We start from the raw sequence: 18,687 nt of genomic DNA, 5'->3' as shown, positions 1-18,687 counted from the left end.
ACTGCCCGGCAAGCGCAAACGGCGGCCTGAAGGCCGCCGTTGCATATTGCCGGCTATGACCGATAGCGATCAGCTGCCGGCACCGCCCAGCGTGGTGACGGCGCGGCGGTTCTGCGACCAGCAGGAGATGTCGTCGCAGACGGCAACCGGGCGCTCCTTGCCGTAGGAGATGGTCTTGAGGCGGCGGGAAGCGACGCCCTTCGAAGACAGATAGTCGCGCGTTGCGGCGGCGCGGCGGGCGCCCAGCGCCAGATTGTACTCGCGCGTTCCGCGTTCGTCGGCGTGCCCTTCGACGACGATCGCATACTGGCTGTATTTGTTCAGCCACTGCGCCTGCTTAGTCAGCGTCTGCTGGGCATCGGCGCGGATCGCCGACGAATCGGTGTCGAAGAAGATGCGGTCGCCGACATTGACGGTGAAGTCCTGGGGCGAGCCGGGCGTCGCCGCGCCGGCGCCAAGGCCGAGGCCTGCCGCGTTGTCCGGCATCTTCTTCGATGCGCAGCCGGCGATGGCGAGCGTCGCGACCAGCGCGATCATGACTGGGTTCGTGGTGAGCTTTGCGATGCGGAGCATCCCGCCTCTCCTTAATATTCGAGTGAAATCATTGAGCGTTGAGTAACCACGTTTGGGTTAACCGCCGCTCAAGGAACATGGTTAACGCTCTCTTGCACGCCGCCGTCCACGGCATGCCATTCCCCGCCACAAGTCGCGCGCACGCTGGGCGGAAATGCGACGAAAACGCGGCGAGGTCATGAAACTTCGCCGCGACGAGACCAATATCGGTCGTGTTTGAAAGCCTATTCGAGCAGCGGCGACCAGGCAGGATCCGACGCGAAATGCGAGGTGGGAATCGGCTGCTCGTTGCGGCCCGTCAGGTCGATCGACACGAGGCGCGGCCCGCCGGCCCCCGGCGCGTCCCGGAAGAACATGATGTAGCGACCGTTCGGCGCCCAGGTCGGGCCTTCCTGCTGGAACCCGCTGGACAGGATGCGCTCGCCCGAGCCGTCGGTGCGCATCACGCCGATCTGGAACTCGCCGCCCGACTGTTTCGTGAAGGCGATCAGGTCGCCGCGCGGCGACCACACCGGCGTCGAATAGGAGCCGCCACCGAAGGAGATGCGGGTCTGGCCCGAGCCGTCGGCGCCCATCGCATAGATCTGCGGCTGGCCGCCGCGGTCGGAGGTGAAGACGATCTTCGACCCGTCCGGCGAATAGGAGGGCGAGGTGTCGATCGAGTTGGAATTGGTGAGCCGCGTCGTCGTGCGGCTGCGCAGGTCCATTGCGTAGATGTTGGAATTGCCGTCGTCGCGCAGCAGGCTCATGATTACCTTCTGCCCATCGGGCGAGAAGCGCGGCGCAAAGGTCATGCCCGGGAAATTGCCGACAAGTTCACGCTGCCCCGTCTCGATCTGCAAGAGATAGACGCGCGGCTGGCCGCTCTCATACGACATGTAGGTGATTTCCTGCCGCGTCGGCGAGAAACGCGGCGTCAGCGCAATCGACTTTCCATCGGAGAGGTAACGCACATTGGCGCCGTCCTGGTCCATAATGGCCAGCCGCTTCTTGCGGTCGTTCTTGGAGCCGGATTCGTCGATGAAGACGACGCGTGTATCGAAATAACCTTTCTCGCCGGTCAGCCGCTCATAGATCGCGTCGGCGATGATGTGGGCGACGCGGCGCATGTTGGCCTTCGAAGAGAAAAACTGTTCGCCCACCAGTTGCTGGCCGGCGAATGTGTCCCAGAGCCTGAATTCGGCCTTCAGGCGGCCGTCTGCCTCCTCGCTGACGCGGCCGGTGACCAGAGCCTGGGCGTTGATGACCTTCCAATCCTCGAAGCGCGGTGCTGCATCCGGATTGGAGATCTTTTCGATGAAGGCTCCCTTGTCGATCGGTGCGAACAGGCCGGAGCGCTGCAGGTCCGCGGCGACGATCTGTGAGATTTCCGATCCCGTACCGTCGCCCGACAGGAAATCCGTGATCGCTACCGGCAGCGGCTCGACCACGCCCTTGTTGACGTCGATCTCGACGAGCGCCCGCGCCGGCAAGGTCGCCATTGCGGCAAAACCCGCGGCGATCGTGACGACCGTCAGAAATGACGCCAGAAATTTCTTCATTCGATTGAACCTCGTTTGTAAATCCTGGAGACGGTCACTTCATCTCGCTTGGATCGAAGTTGATGGTGATCTCCGCCCACGCGTCGTACTTCTTCGCAGGCAAGGTGAAAGGCGAACACCGCTTCACGGCGCGTATCGCCGATTGGGCGAGGCGACTGTTGCTCTCGCCGGAAACCACCGCCGGATCCCTCCTAAGAGCGCCTGAAGGATCGAGTTCGACCTTGACCGAGACACCCTGGCCTTTTGCGCCCACCGCCTCGGTCGGGATGTTCCAGCATCGCGTCACTTGATCGCGAAACCCGGCCATCTCGCTTTCGGACAATTCGGGCGCCTGTCCCGCCGACGCTGCCGCATTCAAACCCACGACGACAACCGAAGCAGACGCCATCTGTCTGACGAGACAAGGCATCCAAACACAGGTTCTCTCTGTCTGATTGACAAGCATAGTCAAAACATCTCGCTCGGATCGAAATTGACCAGCACCTGGTTCCAGCCACTGCCGCCCGCGTATTTTTCGGAGGGCAGATTGTAAGGGGCGCACCGGAGGACGGCCCGCCGCGCCGCCTCGGCGGCGATGCGCTCGATACCGCTTCCGCCGCCACCGGCAACGATCTCGGGAGCACCTTCGACCTCGCCGGCCTGCGTCAAATTCATCTTGATCGAGATCCTCAGACCACTGGCATCAGCAAGACCTGTCGGCGGGTTCCAGCAGCGCCCGATCTGACCGCGTAGCGCATCCATTTCGCTCTGAGACAACTTTGAGCCGCCTGTCGCTTTCTCACCGCCCAGCGCCGCCGCTGAAGGCGAGCGCTTGGCGCCGCCGCCCTTCACCTTTTCCTTGTCTTGGAGCACACTGCCGACCAGGTCCTCAAGCGACTTCGTATCGTCCGACTGCCGCTTGGACGACGCTTCCTCCACGGGCTTCTCGGACGACTTACGGTCGGGCGCCTTGGCACTCTGAGCCGGTGCCGGGCGGGCCTGCGGCGCCGGGGCGGAATTCGGTAGCTTTACCGCGTCTTCCGCCGGCGCCGGCTGCTCTTCGGCAATCGCCTCGGCAACAGCGTCCGGCTTGACCGGCTCGGCTTCCGCTACCTTCTCCGCCGGCTTTTCGGCCGGCTTGGGTTCCGGCTGCTTCACTGGCTCGGGCTTGGGCTCGGGTTCCTTCACCGGCTCGGGTTCCGGTTGCTTGACCGGTTCCGGCTTCGGCTCGGGCTCCTTTACCGGCTCCGGCTTGACTTCTTCCTTGGGCGCCGGCACCGGCGCGACCTCCGTAGCGGGAACCGGCTTCGGCTCCTCTTTCGGCTTCGGTGTCTCTTCCGGCTTGGGTTTTGCGATCGGCTTCGGTGCAGGAGTGACGGACTCCGCTATCTTCACCGGCTTCGGCTTGCCGTCAGGAGTCGGCGGATTGTCGGTATCGACGTCGTTGTCGCCAACCTTCTGGGCGTCGGGCACGACATCGGGGCGCGTCGTCGGCGTCGGCGCCGCCGTTTCAGCCATCGGCGCCTTCTTGTCGCCCTGCTGGATCTGCGTCAGCTCCGAAAGCGGCACGATGTCCACCGGCAGCGCCTCGACGTCGGAGACCTCGAGCGGCGCAGGCGCCGACAGCGCGAACAGGCCGAAGCCGAGCAGCGCGGCGTGCAGGACAACCGATGTGGTAAGACCGGCCTTCATCCCAGACTCAGGTGCCCTGTTCCGGCAGGCTGACCAGGCCGATGTTCTTGAAGCCCGCCGAGCTGATCACGGCCATGACCTTCATCACCGTGCCATAGTCGGCCATCTTGTCGCCGCGGATGAAGATGCGTTCCTCGTAGCCGGTCTTGGCGATCGCCTGCAGCTTCGGCACCACCTCGTCCATCGGGATCTCCGTCTCCTGAAGGTGTATCTGGCCGGACTGGTTCACCGAAATCGTGATCGGCTGCGTGTCGGCGTTCATCGCCTTGGCCTGCGTCTCCGGCAGGTCTATCGGCACGCCGACGGTGAGCAGCGGGGCTGCCACCATGAAGATGATGAGCAGCACCAGCATCACGTCCACGAAGGGCGTGACGTTGATTTCCGACATCAGGCCGTGATGGCGTCCGCGCCGCCTGTGGCCGCGCCCGCCCCGTCCAGACCCCGCGGAGCCTACCGACATTCCCATCGTTCAGTCCTCAGGCTGCCCGCTGCTGCGGTATTTTTTCATCGATCTGGCGCGAGAGTATGGCCGAGAACTCGTCGGCAAAACCCTCCATGCGAACCGCTATCTTGCCAGCGTCCGACGACAGCTTGTTGTAGGCGATGACGGCGGGAATTGCGGCGAGCAGGCCGATGGCGGTAGCAAGCAGCGCCTCCGCGATGCCGGGCGCAACCACCGCAAGGTTGGTCGACTTGGAGCCGGCGATCGCCTGGAACGAGGTCATGATGCCGACCACCGTGCCGAACAGGCCGATGAACGGCGCCGCCGAACCGATGGTGGCGAGGAAGCCCAGCCGGCCCTCCAGCCGCTCCATCTCGCGGGTCAGCGCCAGATCCATCGCCTTGTCGATGCGGTTCTGCAACCCGATCGGCGACTTCGCGCCCTTCTCGAAACTCTTCTTCCATTCGCGCATGGCAGCGACGAAGATAGAGCCCATGCCGGTCGGCTTGCGTTCCGATAGCGTCCGGTAGAGATCGTCCAGCGACTGCCCGGACCAGAACACCTGCTCGAAGCGGCTGAGCGACCGGCGCATGCGCGCGTAGGCGAGGACCTTGTCGACCACGATCGCCCAGGTCCAGATCGAGGCGCCGAGCAGGCCCAGCATCACCAGCTTCACGACCCAGCCGGCCTGCAGGAAAAGCGCCCAAACTGACAACTGCACGCCCGGCTCGGCGAGAGGTAGGTTTTCCATCGTCAGACAGTCCTTAAAGATATCCGGGCGTCGGCCCCCGGCCAGCCCCTGGCAGCATTCCGTCTCGATAGTGCGGCGCGATAGGCGCGCCCGCCCAGAAATCTGCCGATCCGGCCTTTTCGGGGCAAAGTTTGGTGAAACGAAGGCGTTGGGAGACACCGACGGTTTTCACCAAATCCTTCATGAACGGTTAGGGTTAACGAGAGGTTAGGATCGGACTTGCCCAGTTCGATCCAGCACGACATGGCGGACGGACCGGCGACCGGAGGATGGGTCGATGTCCGGCTGGATCGAAAAATCTGGCCGTCAGCCGCCCACACGCGTCAAGCTTGCAGTATATGCAAATCATGATGACCAAGAAGCTTCGCGCGATTTTCGACGCACTGAACCGTGCCTTGTCCTGGCCGCTGTTCAACCGGATGGGCTCGCGGGGCCGTCTTGTCGCCGGCGAGGCGCGATCCGTGCGGGGCCGGGCATTTGTCACCACCGGCACGGGCAATGTCGTGGAGATCGGCAAGGGCGCCCGCTTTCAGGGCAGCGTCAAATTCATGGGCGACGACAACAAGGTGCTTATCGGCAGGAATTGTTTTTTCAACGGCAGAATCACCCTGAGGGGAAGCGGCCAGACCGTCGTGTTTGGGGATCAATCCGCCGCCCAGGGCGTCTACATCCTTTGCGCCGAGAATTGCGACGTCCACATCGGGAAATGGTGCATGTTCTCCCGGGAGATCGAGATCCGGACCTCGGACGGGCATTCGGTCATCGACCGCGAAACTGGCGAGCGGGTGAATTCGGCGGCTTCGATAGAGATCGGCGACCATGTCTGGGTCGGCATGCGGGCGATCGTCAACAAGGGCGCGGTCGTTCCGTCCGACACCATCGTGGCGGCAACGTCTTTCGTGAATGGCCGGTTCGAGGAACAAGGCGTGATCCTGGCGGGCGCGCCGGCGCGAATCGTCAAGCGCGGGGTGACCTGGAGCAGCGTGCGAAAGCCCGCCTTCGACAGGCGCGAAATGGACCGCTGGAAAGGCTGAGATCCTTCTACCCTGCGGCGCGTTGGCCCTTCGGTAGGAAGGCCGGCAGCCATTCCTTCGGGAAACGCCGGGGCCTGCCGTTCTCGCCGACGATCGCGGCCTCCACCCGCGCCTTCACAAGCACGTCACTGCCGCGCGAAAGGGTCTGCGCCATGAAGATCCGCGCGCCGGAGATATCGTCGGTGCGGGTGTCGACGGTCAAAATGTCGTCGATGCGGGCCGGCGCGACGAAATCGATCTCCATGCGCCGGACCACCCAGGCGATGCGCTCGCCATGCTTGCCGTCGGCCAGCTCGGTATGATGCACGCCGGCCATGCGCAGGAAGTCCGAGCGGCCGCGTTCCAGGAATTCGAGGTAGCGGGCATGGTAGACGACGCCGGAGAAATCCGTGTCCGCATAATAGACGCGCGCCGCCAGCCGGTGGCCGGTGTCGGTAAGCATGCCCGTCAGCCCGGCAGTCAGGGCGGAATCTTCACCATGATCGCCCATCGCTCTTTCCTTTTCCAAGACTTGCTGACACCTATCGCCGCGACGAACCGGATGGCACTTATGGTTGGGATGTTCAAGGCCTGCATGCTGGCGGTGATACTGGCCGCGTCACTGGTATTTCCGGCGGCAGCCGCCAGCTTCTCGGCCAAGCGCGGCATCAACCTCGACATCTGGACCACTTGGCCGCCCGAGGCTCGATGGGGCGAACCAAGCGTCATCCTGCCCTTTCCGGAATGGCGAAAATTCCTCAAGCCGGCCGATCTGGAGGCGCTGAAGGCCGACGGTTTCGACTTCGTGCGCATGCCGGTCGATCCCGTGCCGTTCCTGTCCGACCGATCCGCATCCTTGACCGACGACCTGCTGCTGTCGGTCCGCGACTCGGCGCGTCTGGTCAACGCCGCCGGGTTGAAGGTGGTGGTGGACATGCACATCGTGCCGGCCGGAGGAAACCGCAGCCTCGGCACCGGGGAGGTGCTGACTGACGACGCCATGTTCGACCGCTATGTCGAACTGCTGCGCCGCATGGCCCGCACGCTCGCCACGGAAGACCCGTCGATGGTGGCGCTCGAACTGATGAACGAGCCGACGCTGGGCTGCGAAGGCGCCGAGGCCAAGGCATGGGCCGAGAAGCTGCACCGGCTCTTCGCGGCGGCGCGCGCGTCGGCGACCCGGCTCACCCTGATACTCACCGGCTCCTGCTGGAGCAGCGCCGAAGGCCTCGCCGCGCTCGACCCGAAGGCGTTTCCCGACGACAATCTGATGTGGGGCTTCCACGCCTACGACCCGTTCATCCTGACGCATCAGGGCGCCACGTGGACCGGAGATTTCATAAACTACGTCGCCGGCATCCCCTATCCGCCCGACAGCGTGCCGCGCGAAACGCTTGATGCGACGATCGCCAAGGTGAAGGCGAAGATCGACGCGGAGGCACCCTGGGCGAAACGTTCCGGCATGAAAAGCTACCTCGACGAGTTGATGGGCGAGATCGACACCAAGGAGAAGCTCGCGGCGTTCCTGGACAGGCCGTTCGCCACCGTCGCGGCCTGGGCGAAGAAGAACAGCGTCGCGCCGCAAGATATCCTGTTCGGCGAATTCGGCATGATCCGGCAGGAATACAACAAGTCTTACATCGCGCCGCCTGACCAGCGCGCCGCCTACTATCGCGACATGATCGCCCATGCGGAGGACCATGGTTATGCATGGTCGATCTGGAGCTACGGCGGGGCGTTCGGCGTCGTCGAATCCTTCGAAGGCAGGAAGGCCGAGCCGGAGGTGCTGGATATGGTGCGGGAGCTTCCCTAGGCGGCATTTCCCGCACGCGGTATAGGCCCGCCATGACCCACGCCATCATGTGGCCTCGACGGGCCGGGGTCACCAAGTTCGATCGACAGTATCTCCGGCGGCATACCGAAGCGCACCGGCAGGATGCTGCATCCGAGCCCGCCCGAGACGATGAGGTGACGGCCGTCCTCCTCGATATGGCCGTAGGCGTAGCGGTTGCCGAAGCGCGACGGCACCACCGGCGCGTAGCCGAACAGCCGCACCTGTCCGCCATGGGTGTGGCCCGACAGCGTCAGCGAAATGCGCTGCCGGACTTTTGGAAAAATATCCGGCTCATGCGCCAGCAGGATCGCCGGCGCATGGTCGGTGATCTTTTCCAGCGTGCCCTTCAGATCGTCCAGCCCATGAAAGCCCTTGCGGCCCCAACGCTTGCCGGGGCGGAGCGCGAGCTGGTCGCCGAGCCCGGCAATCCAGAACGGTTTTCCGTCCTTCTCCAGCCGCACGGCATCATTTTCCAGAACCGGAATACCTGCCTTCTCCAGCGCGGCGCGGGCGATCGTCGGCCCCTTCCCGGCTTTCTGCGCAGCAAGATCCTCCCACCAGTCATGGTTGCCCAGCACGGCATGAACGCCGAGCGGCGCCTTCAGGCCGCCCAGCACTGGTGCCCATTCGGTCGCCTTGACCCAGTCGGTCGCCAGGGCCGTACCACTGACATAGTCGCCGAGCAGCACGATGACATCGGGCTCCAGCGCGTTGGCGCGCTCCACCAGTTCTGCGATCCGTTCGGGCGGCATCCATGGCCGGCAGGCATGGATGTCGGCCAGCGCCACAATACGCAATTTCAGATCGCCCGGCCAGCCGGGCGGCTTCAGTGCATAACGCTTCACCCGCGTTAAAAGCTGCGGCTCGACGCCGAAGGCGTAGCCGCCCAGCGCCAGCGTCGCCGCAAGCGAACCGCCGACAAGTTTCAGGAAGCCGCGTCTGGTGATCATGGAATATCCGCATCCGCAGGGAACGTCGCATCGCCAGCGAAGATATGGCGCGTCAATGCGCCCACACGCCGGCCGGATTCAGGAGATTCGGTGCAGGAAGCGATGGCGATTGTTTCGCTAGGCGCGCTTCGGGCTCTTGCCGTCGACGGCCACCTGCCCCTGATGCCTGAAGCAGGAGCAGGAGCAGACAAAAAGTGACCGTATCCAAAATGCAGGCGACGCACGTCTTTTAAGCTGCAGGTCTCTGCCGCAAGACGTCACTGCACGACGAGCAATCACTCTGTGGTTTCTGATGCGACCATCATGCCGCAGTCGGTCCGTCGGGATCGTCGAACCCTCCAGGTGCGATCCGGGCGATTTCTGGTCGCCCGCCTCTGATCAACCGGAGAGCCGGTTTGCGCGGCGTCGCGGTTCCGCTGCGATCGAGAGCCTCCTTTTCCCGCCTCGCCGCCTCCGGCTGATAGAGCACCTGATCCAGGCGAACAGATTCCTCTCTTCCGTCCTGACCCGGGAGCCTGAATTCCTGACCCTCGGATTGGCCGAGCAGGGCAAGTCCACGGAATGTGGTGATTGGCAGGAAAAGGCCGATGGGCGAGGTCATCCGGTCATGCGAGATGATGCGCGTGTCCGGACCGCGTCCATCGACACTGAACACCACCCGGCTGCTCAGTGTTGCGACGTCAGCAGGTACGTCATCGCGGAAGACAACTTGCGCCGTATTGATCTTGCGCCTGAGCAACGGCGCCATAGGATCGTCCATGCCGAGGCAGCGGTCGAGCATAACTTCGAGGATCGTCAAATCCTTGGTGGTAAGGATACAAGCATCATGTGACATCGCAGTTCTCCATCGCTCCGCAAGGGAGCGCTCAGATTGAGACGACAGTGGAGAATCCCCTGGCCGCGGCCGGCGCAGGGGCTGCTATCCCGTGATAAGACAACCTCCGAACAGCGAGAGGCGAGAAAACACTGGAGCGTCGATCATGATGTCCGCAGTTCGCTATCCGCGGCGTGAGGAGTAGAAACGCCTCCCTTGTTTTCGACGCTCTCGACCGTGAGCCGATGTATCCGGCCATCGCGCGCCGCCCAGTCGATGGACTGTCCGGCCGAAAGGCCGATGAGGGCAACGCCGATCGGCGTCAGAACCGATATCTTTCCCTCCGCGATGTCGGCCTGTCCCGGGAATACCAGCGTGACAGTCCTCGCCTCGCCTGCGTCGGTCGTGAACCGCAACGTGGAACCCATCCGAACGACGTCCCACCGCAGTTCGGGCTCCTCCACCACCCGCGCACGATCAAGTTCTGCGAAAAGTTCATCCGCGACTGTCGGGTTCTTTCCAGAGATCGATCCCGCCAGGCGTACAAGCGCGTCGTGATCCGAGCGCGTCATGGCGATCGAAGGCTTACGGTATTTCACGGGGTTGGGAGCCATTTCTGACCTCCTTGTACACTTTGACCGCCTTTTGGCGCGCAGCACGCCCAGCGGATTCATTCATCTGACTTGGAATGGATGTCGCACTTGATGGCGGGAGAACGCTTCAGCGGAAAACCGGCCTATTCCCGCGGCCGGGTGCGACGCAACCGGGCCGGGGACTACTGTCCCGCGATAGGACAGACCCTGTAAACAGTCTCGATGAAGAGCATGGCCCGGTTCATGCTCCATGAAGTGGGAAAATTCCGCCGGAATGTCAAGCAATACTGCAAGTTGCGCGAGCCATTCGATGTTCTGTCACAAATTTCCGGGAGCGTAGAACAATCTACCCGTCTACCTCCGACCCGAATGCAAAAAAGATCGATCCGCAGCGGTGACGCTACGCCACTTGGTGTCATTTTTTATCGCATCAGTGCGTTATTTTTGGGGATATGGAACATTTTCCTACATTTCGGGCCTTCAAAAGAGCCTGCGACAGAACCGAATTGAGAAAGACCCGATTGAACGCCCGGCAAACATCAGGTCCGATAAATACCGCGACCCATCAACTCGCTGACGCCCGCGAGGCGCTCGAGCACGAGGATTGCGATCACCGCCAGCCCCATCAGCATCACCGAGGCTGCGGCGATAGTCAGGTTCAGATCGGCTTTCATGTTGCTAGCCATGGCCACCGGCAGCGTGTAGACGCGCGGGCTGGTGAGAAAGATCGTCACCGAAACGTCGTCCATCGAGAAGGCAAAGGCAAAGATGAAACCGGTGGCGATGCCCGTGCGCGCAAGCGGCAGCAGCACCCGCCGCAGTGCCTGTCCTTCGGTCGCGCCGAGGCTCATCGCGGCATCCATCAGCGTCGGCGGGATCGACGAGATCACTGCCAGGCTGGTGCGTATGGTGTAGGGCAACGTTACCAGCACATGAGCAAGGACGATCCGGGCGAGGTTCGATTCCAGCCCGATCGTCGCGAAGAATACCAGCAGTGAAAAGCCGGTCACGACTCCCGGAACGATGATCGGCGCGAGGAACAGGCCGTTGAGAAAGGCGGCGCCGGGGAAACTCGCGCGGGCAAGGCCGAGAGCGGCCATGGTGCCGAGAAGAGACGAGATCGCGGCGGAGACGACGGCGGCGATCAGGCTGATCCAGAGGGCGGAAAGGAAATATTGGTCGGCGAAGAAGCGGGCGTACCATTGCAGCGAAAGGCCAGGCGGCGGGAACCTGCCGATGGAGCTCCGCGATTCCAGCGACATGACGATGGTGCAGACCAGCGGCAGGACAAGCACGGTGACACCGGCGACGACCAGAAGGCAGACGCAGGCAAAGGTGATCCGGTCTACATACCGCTTCACCGGCCTTGCTCCACGGCAAAGGCCCGGCTGGCGAGGCGCCGCGCGACGAAACCGATGAGGAAAACGATCACCAGCGAGATCACGAGCATGGCGATCGACAGCGCGGCGCCACTTGGAAAATTACCCATGTTGCTGAACCGGTTGTAGATGAGGGTCGTGACGAAGGTGACCTTGCCTCGGCCGAGCAGGAGCGGAATGATGAAGGCGCTCAGCCCCAGTGTGAACACGACGAGGAATGCCGAAAGCACGCCGGGCAGGCAGAGCGGCAGAACGACCTTGAGATGCGCCGAGGTTGCGTTCGCGCCGAGCGACATCGCCGCTTCGAGATAGCGGGGATTGATGTCCTGTATCGATGCGACGAGCATCAGGCAGGAAACCGGGAAGGCGAAGCTGAACAGGCCGAGCATGACCAGAAGCTCGGCCATCTCGCGGCTGCTCATCGGCGCGTTGACGAGAAAGGCAAGCTGACGGCCGAAGCCGATCGGCCCCAGTGCGATCATCAGCGCATAAATCTTGGCGAGACCGCTGAGGAAGAGCAGCAATACGAGCCCGGCGATCGCCATCTTGCGGACAATGTCGGGCTGGCGGCGGGCCAGATGGTGCGCGACAGGATAGCTCAGCGCAACCGTGCCAAACGCAGCGAGGAACGAAAGCCGCAGGGTCTGCCACAGATAGATGAGATAGGCCGGCTCGAAGATCTGGCGATAGTTGTCCCATGTGAACGGCGCGTCGGCAGTGGCGCCGACGCGGCCGGGAACGAAGGTGCGAAGGCTCTCCTGCGCCGTTACGAACAGGGGCAGGAGGAAAATGACCATGTAGAACAGGACCGGCAGGGAAATGATGGCCAGTCGCCATCGGGCACTCAGCATCGAACCGCCTTTTGCCAGACCTGCGGCGAGAACGTGTTGGCTCCCACCGCAGATGCCATTTTGATGATGGAGTTCAAAGGAAAGGCGCGATCTCCTTTTCCCAACGCTGGGTCCATTCGTCGAGATGCTGCCCGACATAGGCCCAGTCCATCGGGAAAACGTATTTGGCGTACTCCTCCTCGGTGAAGGCCAGGTACTTCTGGGCCTCGCTGACCTTGGCCTTGCTGTTGGCCGGTATGCTGCCGACGGCGGTGCAGAAAGCCTCGTTGTTTTCCGGGCTCAGCATGTCGTTGATCCAGGCCTTGCCGACCGCTGCTTTGTCTGTCTGGACGACGATCCAGCCTTCCATCGCGATACCGGTCTTGAAACCGCTGTCCTCCGGCATGCGGGCGAGGCGTTCGACGGGCGTCACGGTCTCCGCGCGCTGGAAGCCGCTGGAGGTCTGGAACGTGACCGCCGTCTCGCCGGTGGTCAGCGAGGTGAAGGTGTCGGCGTCCGACAGCGAGACGCGGCCGATATTGCCCATCTCGGCCAATTGCTTGACAAAGGCCCAGGCCGATTCGAGGTCCTTCTCGCTGCCGCCGAGAGCATAGGCGATCGAGATCATCTGCATGTTGGCGCTGGACTGCGGCGGCTGGAACAGCACGAGGCCCTTCAGCCGCGGGTCGAGCAGGTCACGGATGTTGGTGATCGGAAACGGACAGGTCTCCTTCATGTAACCCCAATGCAGCCCCATGATCGAACGTGGGATTGCCTTGAGGTTGCCGGCCGCATCCTTCATGAACAGTTTGCTCGGAACGTCTTTCGCGTTCGGAATTTCGTCGAGCGTGAACGTCTCGACCCAGCCTTCGGCGATCATCGAGGAAAACACGGCGTCGTAGCCAGCGACGACATCGTAGTCGGATTTCGGCCAGGTCGTCTTGATCTTGGTCAGCGTGGCCGTCGCATCTCCGGCGTGGACGTCGTAGGTCACGTCATAGCCGGCAAGCTTGCCGCTGATCGCCTTGATGTTCTCGATGTAGTTGCCGCCCCAGTCGATGACGGTGACCTCCTTGCCTTGCGCCTGGGCGATGGATGGAAAGCAGTTCGCGAATCCGGCGGCGGCGGAAGAGAGAAGTGCGGTCTTGAGTATCGTGCGTCTGTCGATCGTCATGTGGTTCCCCTTGTTGGCGTTAAGATCGTCATGGCATGCGATGGGACGGCCGGTGGTCAGTCCTCCTCCACGTATCCGATGTCCTGGAGGTCAAAGGTCAGTTCGACCGGGTCACCGGCGGCAAGGCCGGAAGGCGCGCCGCGGTCGAGAGCTGAAAAGGCGTCCAGGCCGTCGACCTCGCAGAGGCATTCCACGTCCTGGCCGAGGAAGATGACCGTCCTGATGCGCGCGGGGATGCTGGCTACTCCCGCGGTCACATCGCCCGGGCGCCGGACACGCACCCTTTCGGGCCGGACAAAGGCCTGGACCTTGCGGCCGCGCGGCAGATGTTCCGGCGCGGCTATCGCAAGTGAAGGCCCGCACCTCAGCACCGGTTTGCCCGCTTCGTCGACGACCTGGCCGGGCAGCCAGTTGCTGCGGCCGACGAACTCCGCCGTGAAGCGGTTGGCGGGCCGGCGATAGATGACCTCCGGCCGGTCGTCCTGCAGGATGCGTCCGCGATTCATCACCATGACGCGGTCAGCGAGGCTCAGCGCCTCCTCCTGATCATGGGTGACGATGATGGTGGTGACGCCGGCCTTCTGGAGGATGAGCTTGAGGTCGGAGCGCAGATGCTCGCGCAGCTTGGCGTCGAGCGCCGAAAGCGGCTCATCGAGCAGCAGGATCTGAGGCTCGGTGGCCAGCGCCCGCGCCAACGCCACCCGCTGCTGCTGGCCGCCGGAAAGATGTGCCGGCAAGCGCTCCGCCATTGCGCCCATACGCACGATGTCGAGGTAGCGGCGCACCCTGGCTTGCGTGTCGCCCGCGGAGACGCCGCGATGACGCGGCCCGAAGGCGACGTTCTGCGCCACGCTCATATGCGGGAAGAGCGCATAGTCCTGGAAGACCACGCCGATATTGCGCTCATAGGGCTTGCTTGCCGAGATTTCAGTATTTTCGATCAGTATCCGCCCGCCATCGGGCCGTACAAAGCCCGCGATCATGCGCAACGTGGTGGTCTTGCCGCAGCCGCTCGGCCCGAGCAATGCAACGATCTCGCCGCGATCCAGCCGGAAGGTGGAACCGTCGACGACCTTGTCGCCGCCGTAGGATTTAGTCAGCCCATCGATCGTCAGCATGGGATGCCGAGGTAGTGGCGACACCCTAGAATTCCTTGAGATTGTCACGGAAGGTCGGTCCGCCATAGGCGGAGCGGACCGCGCCTCGCTTCCGCAGCGCGGGCATCAGGCCGTCGGTGAATTCGGCGACAACCTTGCGGGAATGGCGCAACATGGGCGCGCTGATCAGGAAGCCGTCGCCGCCGACTTCATTCATCACCTTGATCATCTTGTCGGCGACCGTGTCCGGCGAGCCGACGAAGTCGAGGTCGGGATCGCCCGCCTCGTCATATTCGGCCAGCGCCAGTTGCCGAAGCGTCTTGCCCGAGCCCTTCTGCGAGAAACGTTCCAGCGATCCTTGGCCGCCATTGGTAGCGAGGTCGGGCAGCGGCTTGTCGGGATCGAATTGCGACAGGTCGATATTGGTGAAAGCCGACATCGAGGCCAGGGATTGGACGACGGAAGCGGGATCGTCGAGCAACCGCTTGCGCTTCGCCTGCGCCTCGGCATCGGTCTCTGCAACGGTCGGATGGGTGAGGAACAGCACCTTGACGTCATCCGGGTTGCGGCCGGCCTCCGCCGCGAGTTGCCGGATGCGGCCGCGATATCGCTTCATGCCCTCTACACCGCGCGCAAGCCCGATGATCGCCTCGGCATGGGTGGCAGCGAACTTCAGGCCCCGTTCGGAGGCGCCGGCCTGCACGAAGACCGGCCGGCCCTGCGGCGGTCGGGCTGTGTTGAGCGGCCCCCGCGAGCTGTAGAATTTGCCCTTGAAATTGACCGGCCTGACCTTGGTGTGGTCGGCATATACGCCGCCTTCGCGATCCAGCACGACAGCGTCCCTGTCCCAGGATTCCCACAGCCTGCAAGCGAGATCGACGAACTCGTCGGCCATCTCGTAGCGCAGGTCGTGCGGCGGCAGCGCGTCGAGCCCGTAGTTCTGTGCGGCGAGATCCTCGCTGCTGGTAACGATGTTCCAGCCGAAGCGGCCATTGGCGATGTGGTCCGCGGTGGCGCACAGCCGGGCCAGTTGGAACGGATGGTAGCTTAGCGTCGACATGGTCGACACGACGCCGATGCGCGATGTCGACGCCGCCATGATGGTCGCCAGCGGAAAGGGATCGTGCAGCGGTGCGAACATCGAATATTTCAGCGCCGTTTCCGCGCTGCCGCCGTAGACGTCGGAGATCATCAGCGTATCCGCGATCATCACGAAGTCGAAGCAGGCCTGCTCGAACTGGCGCGCCATCTCGACATAGGTCTTGCCGTCCCATGGCGACGTGCTCATGCCGACCGATCCGCGCCAATCGCCGGAGCCGAAGGCCAGGAACCAGGCCATATGGAATTTCGTCACCGCCATGCCCGTCCACGTCCCGTTTCAAGCACTTCGAAGGTCTGGAAGTTCCGGGATTATGATGCGGGGGAAACGACCCCAGCAATGACGCGAACACACTACGCGGGCGGTCGGGAGCACTCGAAATCCGTGCGTGCTCCGGCCTGCCGCTGCATCAGCAGCGCTCCCGATCGGCAAATGGGTCAGGCAGATTGACGGCCTATCGATATCCGCCGCCGGCCACCGTGATCGTCTGGCCGCTTATGTAGCCGCTCTCCTCGGCGGCCAGGAAACACACCGCATTCGCGATATCCTCGCCTGTCGCCAGGCGGCCGGCCGGAATATGCGCGTACAAACGCGCCTGCTCCTCGAATGGCAGGGATCGGAAACGCTGCGTGATGCGGGCATCCTCCCCCGGAAGCGTAAGTCCGGGGCTGACCGCGTTCACCGAAATGCCAAAGCCGCCGAGATCGTTGGAAAGCTGCTGCGTCATGCCGATTACCGCCGTCTTGCAGGTGATATAGGGCAACCTGCCGCGCACCGTGCCGACGGGTCCGAAGACACCATCCTTGAGCGACGACGAGATGTTGACGATGCGCCCGTATCTCTTCTCCTTCATGCCGCCGACGAGGCCACGGCAGAAGCGCATCCCGCTCGACAGGGTGAGCGAAACGACGAAATCCCATTGCTCGTCGGAAATGGTCTCCACATCGTCGCCGGGCTCGGTCCCGCCACCACCGACATTGTTGACCAGGATGGCGGCCGGTCCGAGATCCGCCTGCAGGATTCGGCACGTTTCGGCGACCTGCTGCGATGACGTCGCATCACACTCATAACCGAAAAAGCGCTGGCCGCGCCGCCCCTTGCCCTGCGTGATCCTGACCATGTCGACCGGCTTCAGGTCGACCGCGGCAAGGTCGGCGCCCTTTGCCCACAGCGCCTGGCAGATCGCGGCGCCTATGCCCTCGGCCGCGCCGGTAACAACCGCAACTCTTCCTTCAAATGAGGGCATTGCCAAGACTCCATCGCATGATTGTTTATCGCCCGCCGAGATGGGTCGGGCCCTGGGTCAGATCACGGCCTCGATCAGGAAAGGTCCGCGTTGGGCCAGCGCAGCGGCAAAGGCGCTCCGGAACCCTTCGGGTGTGTCGACACGGAGGCCTTCGACGCCCATGCCCTTTGCCAGGTGCACCCAATCGAGATGAGGGTCGTCCAGTTCGAGCATGCGCCTTGCATTCGGCCCGGCCTTTTCGACGCCGACATTGCGCAGCTCTGCCTCGAGAATGCGATAGGCCCGGTTGGCGAAGATGATAGTGACGACGTCGAGCCGCTCCCGCGCCTGCGTCCACAACCCCTGCAGCGTGTACATGCCGCTGCCATCCGCCTGAAGGCCGATCACTTTGCGATCCGGGCAGGCGACCGCGGCACCCGTCGCCAGGGGAATGCCGATGCCGATCGCACCGCCGGTCAGCGAAAGGTAGTCGTGCGGGGCGGAACCCCGGGACTGGTTGAAGAAGCTGACGGCCGAGGTCAGCGCCTCATCGCAGATGATGGCCCCCTCGGGCATCATGCGGGCGACAAGCGTCGCTATCGCCTCCGACGTCAGCACGCCATTGTCGATCTTCGCCGCATCCTCGTTCGGCCGGGCGATGCCGGCGACCTTGGACGGCGAGGCGCCGAGCTCCGCGGCCAGGCGCTCCAGCGCATCCTCGAGATCCTGGCCCGGATCGGCAAGGCGGACGACGCGGCAAGCGTCAGGCAGCAGAGGCCCCGGCTTGCCGGGATAGGCAAAGAATGCGACCGGCTCCCTGGAGCCCACAAGGATGACGACATCGATATCCCGCAACGCGGCGAGCGCCAGATCGACGGGATAGGGGATGCGGTCGACGGAAACCCGGCCGGCGCCGCGTTCGATACGGGCGTTGGCGGTTTCCGCAAGCAGGCGCGCGTCGCTCCTGGCGGCAATCGAACCGGCTATGGCGAGCGCATCGGCCCGAAGGGCTGGGCCGCCGAGGAGGATTGCAATCCGTCCGCCCGAACGCAGCGCCTCGGCAGCCTCCTTCATTTGATCATCATCCGTCGTCGCCGGTCGATCCAGCGCCGCGGGACGCACCGCCTCGGCCGGCGCGTCGCTCCAGGCGCTGTCGGCGGGCAGGATGAGCGTACTGACGCCAGGCGCCGTCACGGCGTGTCGGTAGGCCGCCTCCGCATCGGCGGCGAGCGTTGCCGCACTGCCGACACGGCCGACCCACTGCGACATGGGTCGCGCCAGACTTTCGATATCGCTGGTGAGCGGCGCGTCCAGCGCGAGGTGATAACTGGCGTGATCGCCCACCACGTTGATCATGGGCGTTCGCGCGCGTCGCGCATTGTGCAGATTCGCAAGCCCGTTCGCCAAGCCCGGCCCCAGATGCAGAAGCGTCGCGGCCGGCCTGTCGGCCATACGACCATAACCATCGGCCGCGCCCGTCACCACGCCTTCGGAGAGACCCAGAACGCAACGCATGCGGGGATTGCGGTCCAGAGCGGCGACGAAGTGCATTTCGGACGTGCCGGGATTGGCAAAACAGACATCCACGCCATTCGCCAGCAGGACTTCACACAGCAGGTCGGCACCGTTCACGACAAACTCTCCAGCGACACCCGCCGCTTTCCCATCGGTTCTGTTCCACCGCTGCCTAGAACAAGGGAC

General features: G+C 63.6%; 18 protein-coding genes and 1 pseudogene. 2 read left to right on the top strand and 17 right to left on the bottom strand.

Going from position 1 to position 18,687, the window contains the following annotated elements:
• Window positions 1-69: 69 nt before the first annotated feature.
• The 6 genes from pal to tolQ all read right to left on the bottom strand — a co-directional run bounded on the left by pal (window position 70) and on the right by tolQ (window position 4,978).
• Window positions 70-573, bottom strand: coding sequence for a peptidoglycan-associated lipoprotein Pal (pal, locus tag ACSBOB_RS03910; protein WP_442581160.1), 504 nt, complete (start codon window positions 571-573; stop codon window positions 70-72).
• A 224-nt stretch (window positions 574-797) separates the two neighbouring features.
• Window positions 798-2,054 carry a Tol-Pal system beta propeller repeat protein TolB gene (tolB, locus tag ACSBOB_RS03905; RefSeq protein ID WP_442583627.1) on the bottom strand — a complete coding sequence of 419 codons (1,257 nt, stop codon included), beginning with the start codon at window positions 2,052-2,054 and terminating at the stop codon, window positions 798-800.
• A gap of 94 nt (window positions 2,055-2,148) precedes the next feature.
• Window positions 2,149-2,559 (bottom strand): cell envelope integrity protein TolA, encoded by a 411-nt coding sequence (locus ACSBOB_RS03900; RefSeq protein ID WP_442581159.1) that lies wholly within the window; start codon window positions 2,557-2,559, stop codon window positions 2,149-2,151.
• A gap of 2 nt (window positions 2,560-2,561) precedes the next feature.
• Window positions 2,562-3,785, bottom strand: a complete 1,224-nt coding sequence (locus tag ACSBOB_RS03895) for a hypothetical protein (RefSeq protein ID WP_442581158.1) — start codon at window positions 3,783-3,785, stop codon at window positions 2,562-2,564.
• 7 nt (window positions 3,786-3,792) lie between these two features.
• A complete protein-coding gene (gene tolR / locus ACSBOB_RS03890; protein WP_442581157.1) occupies window positions 3,793-4,251 on the bottom strand; it encodes a protein TolR in 459 nt (152 codons plus the stop codon).
• A 10-nt stretch (window positions 4,252-4,261) separates the two neighbouring features.
• Window positions 4,262-4,978 carry a protein TolQ gene (tolQ, locus tag ACSBOB_RS03885; RefSeq protein ID WP_442581156.1) on the bottom strand — a complete coding sequence of 239 codons (717 nt, stop codon included), beginning with the start codon at window positions 4,976-4,978 and terminating at the stop codon, window positions 4,262-4,264.
• A gap of 350 nt (window positions 4,979-5,328) precedes the next feature.
• Here tolQ and ACSBOB_RS03880 point away from each other — a divergent pair, with 350 nt between their 5' ends.
• Window positions 5,329-6,012: an acyltransferase gene (locus ACSBOB_RS03880; RefSeq protein WP_442581155.1), complete on the top strand. Its 684-nt coding sequence runs from the start codon at window positions 5,329-5,331 to the stop codon at window positions 6,010-6,012.
• A gap of 7 nt (window positions 6,013-6,019) precedes the next feature.
• On the opposite strand, the gene ybgC is transcribed toward ACSBOB_RS03880, so the two are convergent.
• Entirely contained in the window at window positions 6,020-6,502 is a 483-nt protein-coding gene (gene ybgC, locus ACSBOB_RS03875; RefSeq protein WP_442581154.1) for a tol-pal system-associated acyl-CoA thioesterase, read from the bottom strand.
• A gap of 51 nt (window positions 6,503-6,553) precedes the next feature.
• Here ybgC and ACSBOB_RS03870 point away from each other — a divergent pair, with 51 nt between their 5' ends.
• Window positions 6,554-7,804 (top strand): glycoside hydrolase family 5 protein, encoded by a 1,251-nt coding sequence (locus ACSBOB_RS03870; RefSeq protein WP_442581153.1) that lies wholly within the window; start codon window positions 6,554-6,556, stop codon window positions 7,802-7,804.
• Between the two features lie 71 nt (window positions 7,805-7,875).
• On the opposite strand, the pseudogene ACSBOB_RS03865 reads toward ACSBOB_RS03870, so the two are convergent.
• The 10 genes and pseudogenes from ACSBOB_RS03865 to ACSBOB_RS03820 all read right to left on the bottom strand — a co-directional run.
• Window positions 7,876-8,775, bottom strand: a pseudogene (locus tag ACSBOB_RS03865) (metallophosphoesterase); the annotation flags it as partial.
• A 301-nt stretch (window positions 8,776-9,076) separates the two neighbouring features.
• Complete coding sequence (locus tag ACSBOB_RS03860; RefSeq protein WP_442581152.1) at window positions 9,077-9,610, bottom strand: nucleoside-diphosphate kinase; 534 nt, start codon at window positions 9,608-9,610, stop codon at window positions 9,077-9,079.
• A 143-nt stretch (window positions 9,611-9,753) separates the two neighbouring features.
• The gene (gene rnk, locus ACSBOB_RS03855) at window positions 9,754-10,263 is read right to left on the bottom strand and encodes a nucleoside diphosphate kinase regulator (RefSeq protein WP_442581151.1); all 510 of its coding nucleotides are present in this window, start codon (window positions 10,261-10,263) and stop codon (window positions 9,754-9,756) included.
• Window positions 10,264-10,721: 458 nt separating this feature from the next.
• Complete coding sequence (locus ACSBOB_RS03850; RefSeq protein ID WP_442581150.1) at window positions 10,722-11,543, bottom strand: ABC transporter permease; 822 nt, start codon at window positions 11,541-11,543, stop codon at window positions 10,722-10,724.
• Complete coding sequence (locus ACSBOB_RS03845) at window positions 11,540-12,412, bottom strand: ABC transporter permease (protein WP_442581149.1); 873 nt, start codon at window positions 12,410-12,412, stop codon at window positions 11,540-11,542. The genes ACSBOB_RS03850 and ACSBOB_RS03845 overlap by 4 nt, the downstream gene beginning before the upstream one ends.
• Before the next feature lie 73 nt (window positions 12,413-12,485).
• Window positions 12,486-13,565, bottom strand: coding sequence for an ABC transporter substrate-binding protein (locus ACSBOB_RS03840; protein WP_442581148.1), 1,080 nt, complete (start codon window positions 13,563-13,565; stop codon window positions 12,486-12,488).
• Between the two features lie 56 nt (window positions 13,566-13,621).
• Window positions 13,622-14,707: an ABC transporter ATP-binding protein gene (locus tag ACSBOB_RS03835; protein WP_442581147.1), complete on the bottom strand. Its 1,086-nt coding sequence runs from the start codon at window positions 14,705-14,707 to the stop codon at window positions 13,622-13,624.
• Between the two features lies 1 nt (window position 14,708).
• Window positions 14,709-16,022 (bottom strand): NtaA/DmoA family FMN-dependent monooxygenase, encoded by a 1,314-nt coding sequence (locus tag ACSBOB_RS03830; RefSeq protein ID WP_442581146.1) that lies wholly within the window; start codon window positions 16,020-16,022, stop codon window positions 14,709-14,711.
• A gap of 193 nt (window positions 16,023-16,215) precedes the next feature.
• On the bottom strand, window positions 16,216-17,007 hold the full coding sequence (locus ACSBOB_RS03825; RefSeq protein WP_442581145.1) for an SDR family NAD(P)-dependent oxidoreductase: 792 nt from the start codon (window positions 17,005-17,007) through the stop codon (window positions 16,216-16,218).
• Window positions 17,008-17,064: 57 nt separating this feature from the next.
• Window positions 17,065-18,618, bottom strand: coding sequence for an acetolactate synthase large subunit (locus ACSBOB_RS03820; RefSeq protein ID WP_442581144.1), 1,554 nt, complete (start codon window positions 18,616-18,618; stop codon window positions 17,065-17,067).
• Between the last annotated feature and the right edge of the window lie 69 nt (window positions 18,619-18,687).

The sequence above is a fragment of the Mesorhizobium sp. KACC 23794 genome (assembly GCF_052180275.1).
Lineage (GTDB): Bacteria > Pseudomonadota > Alphaproteobacteria > Rhizobiales > Rhizobiaceae > Kumtagia.
The sequence above is the reverse complement of the archived record's forward strand: the minus strand, read 5'-3'. Positions and strand labels throughout refer to the sequence as shown.

Coding starts and splice junctions, on each gene's coding strand:
- pal (WP_442581160.1), bottom strand. CDS start 573: ATGCTCCGCATCGCAAAGCTCACCACGAACCCAGTCATGATCGCGCTG.
- ACSBOB_RS03900 (WP_442581159.1), bottom strand. CDS start 2,559: ATGCTTGTCAATCAGACAGAGAGAACCTGTGTTTGGATGCCTTGTCTC.
- ACSBOB_RS03895 (WP_442581158.1), bottom strand. CDS start 3,785: ATGAAGGCCGGTCTTACCACATCGGTTGTCCTGCACGCCGCGCTGCTC.
- tolQ (WP_442581156.1), bottom strand. CDS start 4,978: ATGGAAAACCTACCTCTCGCCGAGCCGGGCGTGCAGTTGTCAGTTTGG.
- ACSBOB_RS03840 (WP_442581148.1), bottom strand. CDS start 13,565: ATGACGATCGACAGACGCACGATACTCAAGACCGCACTTCTCTCTTCC.
- ACSBOB_RS03830 (WP_442581146.1), bottom strand. CDS start 16,022: ATGGCGGTGACGAAATTCCATATGGCCTGGTTCCTGGCCTTCGGCTCC.
- ACSBOB_RS03825 (WP_442581145.1), bottom strand. CDS start 17,007: ATGCCCTCATTTGAAGGAAGAGTTGCGGTTGTTACCGGCGCGGCCGAG.
- ybgC (WP_442581154.1), bottom strand. CDS start 6,502: ATGGGCGATCATGGTGAAGATTCCGCCCTGACTGCCGGGCTGACGGGC.
- rnk (WP_442581151.1), bottom strand. CDS start 10,263: ATGAATCCGCTGGGCGTGCTGCGCGCCAAAAGGCGGTCAAAGTGTACA.
- ACSBOB_RS03845 (WP_442581149.1), bottom strand. CDS start 12,412: ATGCTGAGTGCCCGATGGCGACTGGCCATCATTTCCCTGCCGGTCCTG.
- tolB (WP_442583627.1), bottom strand. CDS start 2,054: ATGGCGACCTTGCCGGCGCGGGCGCTCGTCGAGATCGACGTCAACAAG.
- ACSBOB_RS03870 (WP_442581153.1), top strand. CDS start 6,554: ATGGCACTTATGGTTGGGATGTTCAAGGCCTGCATGCTGGCGGTGATA.
- ACSBOB_RS03880 (WP_442581155.1), top strand. CDS start 5,329: ATGACCAAGAAGCTTCGCGCGATTTTCGACGCACTGAACCGTGCCTTG.
- tolR (WP_442581157.1), bottom strand. CDS start 4,251: ATGGGAATGTCGGTAGGCTCCGCGGGGTCTGGACGGGGCGGGCGCGGC.
- ACSBOB_RS03860 (WP_442581152.1), bottom strand. CDS start 9,610: ATGTCACATGATGCTTGTATCCTTACCACCAAGGATTTGACGATCCTC.